The 6,538-nt window shown below is 70.0% G+C and carries 3 protein-coding genes; all 3 read left to right on the top strand.

What is annotated here, in order from left to right; translation table 11 throughout:
- Positions 1 to 283: 283 nt before the first annotated feature.
- Genes mfd through mazG form a run of 3 tightly spaced genes read left to right on the top strand, consistent with a single transcriptional unit; the run spans position 284 to position 5,901 of the window.
- Positions 284 to 3,898 carry a transcription-repair coupling factor gene (mfd, locus tag AC08OX_RS13385; RefSeq protein ID WP_476608123.1) on the top strand — a complete coding sequence of 1,205 codons (3,615 nt, stop codon included), beginning with the start codon at positions 284 to 286 and terminating at the stop codon, positions 3,896 to 3,898.
- Positions 3,899 to 3,954: 56 nt separating this feature from the next.
- Positions 3,955 to 4,713, top strand: a complete 759-nt coding sequence (locus tag AC08OX_RS13390; RefSeq protein WP_476608124.1) for a SurA N-terminal domain-containing protein — start codon at positions 3,955 to 3,957, stop codon at positions 4,711 to 4,713.
- A gap of 12 nt (positions 4,714 to 4,725) precedes the next feature.
- Positions 4,726 to 5,901 (top strand): nucleoside triphosphate pyrophosphohydrolase, encoded by a 1,176-nt coding sequence (gene mazG, locus AC08OX_RS13395; RefSeq protein WP_476608125.1) that lies wholly within the window; start codon positions 4,726 to 4,728, stop codon positions 5,899 to 5,901.
- Positions 5,902 to 6,538: the final 637 nt, after the last annotated feature.

Here is a 6,538-nt window from a genome sequence, read left to right on the forward strand (position 1 = left end):
CCGTAGGCTGGACATATCGTCTGTGCCGACAGGGTTGAGCCGATCGAGGTCGATCCGGTATCAAGGTTGACCCGTATTAGGGTCGGCCCGGCATCAAGATCGATTGGGTATCGAGGTTGACCCGCTGCCGACGCCTGCGGACCGGGGCATCGCCGGGCGGAAGCGTCGTGTGGAGCGGGGCCGGGCCGGACGGTAGATCGGGGCCGGATCGGCCTCGCCGTGTCACGTCGTCGGATCCCAACCATCGGATCCCAACCAACCGAGAGGCACAGGGACGCACCCCATGACCCTCGCGCCGTTGCTCGACGCGCTGATCGCCCGTCCCGGCGGGGACCCTGCCCTGGGCCGGGCGATCGGCGCGGTCGGTGAACCGGTCCTCGACCTCGCTGGTCCCGCGGCGTTGCGGCCCTTCGCCGCCGCGGCCCTGGCGGTCGGGGCCGACCGGCCGGTCCTCGCTGTCGTGGCTACCGGCCGGGAGGCCGAGGATCTGGCGTCGGCGCTCGGCAGCCTGCTCGGTCCCGGTGTGGTCGCGGTCTTCCCGAGCTGGGAGACCCTGCCTCACGAGCGGCTGTCCCCCCGGGCTGACACGGTCGGGCAGCGCCTCGCCGTGCTGCGCCGGCTCGTGCATCCGGCGAGCACCGGTCGGCCGCCACTGCGGATCGTGGTCGCGTCGATCCGTGCGGTGTTGCAACCCCAGGTGGCCGGGCTCGGCGAGCTCGCACCGGTCACCCTCGCCGAGGGCGATACGGCCGACCTCGACGGCGTGGTGACGCGGCTGGTGGACATCGCTTATCATCGGGTGGACCTGGTCGAGCGGCGCGGCGAGATCGCCGTGCGCGGCGGCATCCTCGACGTCTTCCCGCCCACCGAGGAGCATCCGCTGCGGGTCGAGTTCTTCGGCGACGAAGTCGAGGATATCCGCCGGTTCTCCGTGGCGGACCAGCGGGCGCTACCGGAGGATGATGGCGCGACCGGTGGTGGCCGTGTCCTGTTCGCGCCGCCGTGCAGCGAACTGCTACTGACCGCGCAGGTGCGGGCGCGGGCTGCGGACCTCGCGACGCGCCACCCGGAGCTGCTGGACCTGCTCGACAAGATCGCCGATGGCATCCCTGTGGAGGGGATGGAGGCGCTCGCCCCGGTACTCGTCGACGCCATGTCACTACTCCTGGACGATCTGCCGGCCGGCACCCACGTGCTGGTCTGCGATCCCGAACGGGTCCGTTCGCGGGCGAGTGAACTGGTGCGCACGAGCCAGGAGTTCCTCGACGCGTCGTGGAGCGTCGCGGCGCTGGGTGGCGGCGCGCCGATCGATCTCGGCGCGGCCGCCTACCGATCGATCATCGAGGTCCGCGAGCGTGCCGAGGATCTCGGCCTGCCGTGGTGGTCGGTCACTCCCTTCATGTCGACCCCGGCAGGCAGCGACCGGGAACCGGCGGGCACCGGGCTGACGGGCGCCGCCTACGACGGGACCGAGTACGGCGACAACTACGGCGACAACACGGTGGTCGCCAGCCTCCGGCCCGCGCCGATCTACCACGGGGACACCGCGGCGGTCATCGCCGACGTCAAGGGCTGGCTCGCCGAGTCCTGGCGAGTGCTGCTGGTCACCGAGGGACACGGTCCGGCGCAGCGCCTGGTGGAGATGCTGCGCGACGCCGACCTGGGCGCCGGCCTCGCCGAGGAGGCCACCCTCACTCCGGGCGTCGCCATGGTCACCTGCGGTCGGCTCGCCACCGGCTTCACCAGCGATACTTTGCGCCTCGCCGTTCTTACTGAAAGCGACATCGCGGGTGCCCGCGGGGTGAGCACGAAGGACATGCGGCGCATGCCGAGCCGGCGGCGCAAGGGCATCGATCCGCTCGCCCTGCTCCCCGGGGACATGGTGGTCCACGACGCGCACGGCGTCGGCCGCTACGTCGAGATGGTCACCAGGACCGTCGCGGGCGCCAAGCGGGAGTACCTTCTGCTGGAATACGCCCGGGGCGACCGACTGTATGTGCCGACCGACCAGCTTGAACAGATCACCCGGTATGTCGGGGGTGACGCGCCGAGCCTGGACCGCATCGGCGGCGCCGACTGGGCCAAGCGCAAGAGTCGGGCCCGCAGGGCCGTCAAGGAGATCGCCGGTGAGCTGATCCGGCTCTACAGCGCCCGGATGGCTGCTCCCGGGCATGCCTTCGCTCCCGACAGTCCCTGGCAGCGTGAGCTGGAGGACGCCTTCCCGTTCCGAGAGACACCCGATCAGCTCTCCGCCATCGACGAGGTCAAGGCCGACATGGAGGAGCCGGTCCCGATGGACCGGGTAATCTGCGGCGACGTCGGCTACGGCAAGACCGAGATCGCGGTGCGGGCCGCGTTCAAGGCGGTGCAGGACGGCAAGCAGGTCGCGGTGCTGGTGCCCACGACGCTGCTGGTCCAGCAGCACTTCCAGACCTTCTCCGAGCGTTACGCCGCATTCCCGGTGGTGGTGAAGGCGATGAGCCGGTTCAACTCGCCCGCCGAACACAAGGCGGTGCAGGAGGGGCTCGCTACCGGCAGTGTCGACGTGGTCATCGGCACCCACCGGCTGCTGTCCGGGGAGAACCGCTTCAAGGATCTCGGCCTGGTGATCGTCGACGAGGAGCAGCGCTTCGGTGTCGAGCACAAAGAGCAGCTCAAGAAGATGCGCACGGCGGTGGACGTGCTCACGATGAGCGCCACACCGATCCCCCGCACGCTGGAGATGTCGATCACCGGTATCCGGGAGCTGTCGACCATCGACACTCCGCCCGAGGAGCGGCACCCGGTGCTGACCTCGGTCGCCGCCTACGACGCCCGTCAGGTGGCCGCGGCGATCCGCCGGGAGCTGCTGCGCGAGGGGCAGGTCTTCTTCATCCACAACCGGGTGGAGACGATCGACCGGGCCGCCGCCCGGCTGCGCGATCTTGTTCCCGAGGCGCGGATCGCCACCGCCCACGGCCAGCTGCACGAGGACGCGCTTGAGCAGGTCATGGTCTCCTTCTGGGAGAAGAAGTTCGACGTGCTGGTCTGCACGACGATCGTGGAGTCGGGCCTGGACATCTCCAACGCCAACACCCTCATCGTCGAGCGGGCCGACGTGTTCGGCTTGTCCCAGCTGCACCAGCTGCGCGGCCGGGTCGGGCGGGGCCGGGACCGGGCGTACGCCTACTTCCTCTACCCGCCGGACAAGCCGCTGACCGAGACCGCCCACGACCGGCTCGCCACGATCGCCCAGCACAACGACCTTGGTGCCGGAATGGCCGTAGCCATGAAGGACCTGGAGATCCGGGGAGCGGGCAACCTGCTCGGCGGCGAGCAGTCCGGGCACATCGCCTCGGTCGGGTTCGACATGTACGTGCGGATGGTCGGCGAAGCGGTGGCCGAGTACCGCAAGGAGGGGATCGAGAAGCCCCCGGAGGTCAAGGTCGAGCTGCCGGTCGACGCGAGCCTGCCGCACGACTACGTGCCGAGCGAGCGGCTGCGGCTGGACGCCTACCGGCGGCTGGCCGGCGCCGCCACGGACGCCGACATCGACGAGGTGCGTGGCGAGCTCGTGGACCGGTTCGGTCCGCTGCCCGAACCGGTCGAGAACCTGCTGGCCGTCGCGGGCCTGCGGGCGCTTGCCCGGCGCTTCGGCGTCACGGAGATCATCACCGCCGGTCGCCAGATCCGGTTCGCTCCGCTGGAGCTGCGGGAGAGTCAGACACTCCGGCTGACCCGGCTCTACCGGGGCGCCGTGGTCAAACCGGCGGTGCGGACCGTACTCGTTCCCGCGCCGACCGAGACGGGGCGCATCGGTTCCCGGCCGTTGCGGGACCGGGCTCTGCTCGCCTGGGTCGGCCAGCTCCTGCATGCGGTCGCGGGCGACTCGGTCGCCGCCGCGGCGGCCTCGATCTGACTCCTGGCGTAGGGCGCCGTACCGTACGCCACGCTGAGCGGATACCGTCTCGGCTCGTGAAGCTTTCCCGTCTCCTCGCCGGTGTCGGGCTCCTCGTGCTCGTCGGTACCGGGTGCACGACCCATGCCGGGGCCGCCGCCCAGGTCGGTTCGCAGACCATCGGGACCTCCCAGCTGCGCGGCATCGTCGACCGCGGGCTCAAGGCCGCGCAGACGGTACCGATCCCGCAGACCTCGCAGTCGGCGTCGCAGAGTCTCAACCGGGGTGAACTCCAGCGACGAACCCTGACCACGCTCGTGCAGCTCGAATTGATCTCCGGTGAGGCGAAGCGGCTGGGGATCTCGCTGACCGGCCAGGACATCGCGTCCTACTACCAGGCGTACGCGATCCTGCAGTTCGGCAGCGTGAAGGCGTTCGAGCAGCGAGCCGCCGCGGCAGGCTTCGCCCAGCAGGACGTGGCGACGATCGTCCGCTCGGGAGCGTTCGAGTCGGCGCTCGGGGACAAGATCAGTCCGGGTGTCCTCGCCTCCGACGCGGACACCCGCGCCCAGTACGACAGCATCGTCGATCAGATCGGGAAGATCCCTCTCAGCTACCGGCAGGCCAAGCCCTACCTGGCTCGGTTCCTGGTGGCGGACAAACGGGCGACGAAGGTGCGTCCGCTACTCGCGCAGGCCGAGTCCCGGGATCCCATCTCGATAAACCCACGATTTGGTACCTGGGACACGAAGCAGTTCGCCGTGGTCGCCGCTGAGGGCTCGATCGCCAGCAAGCCCGCGCCCACGCCGATCCTGGACCTGACCACCCAATCCTGAGCGGACGGCGACATGTTGATGCGGATCACCGTGGTCGTCACCAGCCCCCGGGTGGCACCGGGAATTCTCACGGCCCGGGCGTGGGATGTCGTGCGCACGGTGCCCGTCCTGACCGCGAGCCCCACGCATCCTCAGCTCGCCGCGCTGCGGGCGGCCGGTGCGACCGTCCTGATCGTCGATCCCGGCGATCCCGGCGGTCTGGCCGGCGCGGTGACCCTCATCCGGGCCGCCCTGCCTGATCCCGCGGCGGCCGAGGTCGCCTGGCTACCCGATCCGCTTGCGCCGAGCATCCTCGACTGCCTCCTCGACGAGGCGAGTGGCTCCGGGGAACGGAACGATGCCGGCGCCGACGGGGTGACCGGGGCCGAAGTGACGAGCCTCGTGGCCACCAGGGAGCTGCCCGGCTCGAGCCTGTTGGACGCCGTCGCGGTCATGGACCGCCTGCGGTCGCCGGGCGGCTGCCCCTGGGACGCCGAGCAGACTCACACCTCGCTCGCCCCGTACCTGGTCGAGGAGACGTACGAGGCGTATCAGGCGATCGAGGACGGCGATCTCACCGAGCTGCGCGAGGAACTCGGCGACGTGCTGATGCAGGTGCTCTTCCACGCTCGGATCGCAGCCGAGCGCGCCGACGACGGCTGGGACGTCGATGACGTCGCGGCCGGTCTGGTGGCCAAGTTGATCCGCCGTCATCCGCACGTGTTCGGTGACGTGGTCGTGGACGGTCCGGCGAACGTCGTCGCCAACTGGGACGCGATCAAGGCGGTCGAGAAGGGGCGCGTCTCGGTGACCGAGGGTGTCCCACTCTCCCAACCGGCGTTGTCCCTCGCGGCCAAGCTGCTGAAGCGGGCTGCCGGCATCGGCGTCCCGGCGGATCTCGCGCTGACCGGGACGGCCGCTGGGGGTGTGACCCACGCGGGCGATCGGGTCACCGAGATCGCCGCCATGGCCGCCGTACTGGCCCGGTCGGGCACGGCGGGGGACGACCTGATCGGTGATCTGCTCTTTGCCGCCGTCGCGCTCGCCCGGATGGCCTCCGTCGATCCGGAGCGGGCCCTTCGGGCGACCGCCCGTCGCTTCCGGGACCGGCTGGCCGCCGTCGAGGGCACAGTCCGTGCCGAGGGCGCCGATCCGGCTTCCCTGTCCGACACCCGCTGGCGCGAAATCTGGCGGCAGCTACCCGGGTAAGCACCGATCATCGGCGCCCGATGCCACTCGACTTTCGCGTTTTCCATGATCGGCAATCGATTGGCTATCGGGTGTGTTAGGTCGTCTTGTTGAGCGGTTCGGCTGGGGTCGTCTGGTGGGCCGGTCCGGGGTTCTGGCCGGCTGGTGAGGCCTGTGCCTGTGGGATTTCGGGATTTCGGGATTTCGGGGATCGTGTCCGGCCGGGGCCGGGGTTGGCCAGGGCCGTCTCCCAGCCGGTTTCCAGCTGGCGGGTGACCAGCCGGTTTTCTGGTTCGGCAAGCTGGTAGTGGCGCCGGGCAGCTGGGCAGTCACGTAGCGGTCGAGCGCCGGGCCGGCGAGGTGCTGACACAGCCCGCCGGTGCCGTAGTTGGCGCGCAGGTAGCCGCAGTGGTAGTTGTGCGACGGGAACCGGCTGGCCGGGGTGTGACAGCACCCCGTCATCCGATGCCCGCAGGTGCTGACAAGTTCTCTGGTGGGTGCTGTCAAGTTCTCTGTCAAGTTCTCTGTGTGCGGGGTGGTTCCTGTTCTCTCTACTTGCCGACCTCGCTGAGGGCCGCCCCTGGCTGCCCACCTGAGAGGCCCCACCCTCTCAGCGGCTTAACTCAAAGTCACCGCAAGCCGGTTAATACCCAGGGCT

Source organism: Frankia sp. CoBUL1 (assembly GCF_978021245.1).

Excerpts from the sequence above, each read along its gene's own strand:
- mfd (WP_476608123.1), top strand. The coding sequence starts at position 284 with ATGACCCTCGCGCCGTTGCTCGACGCGCTGATCGCCCGTCCCGGCGGG.
- mazG (WP_476608125.1), top strand. The coding sequence starts at position 4,726 with ATGTTGATGCGGATCACCGTGGTCGTCACCAGCCCCCGGGTGGCACCG.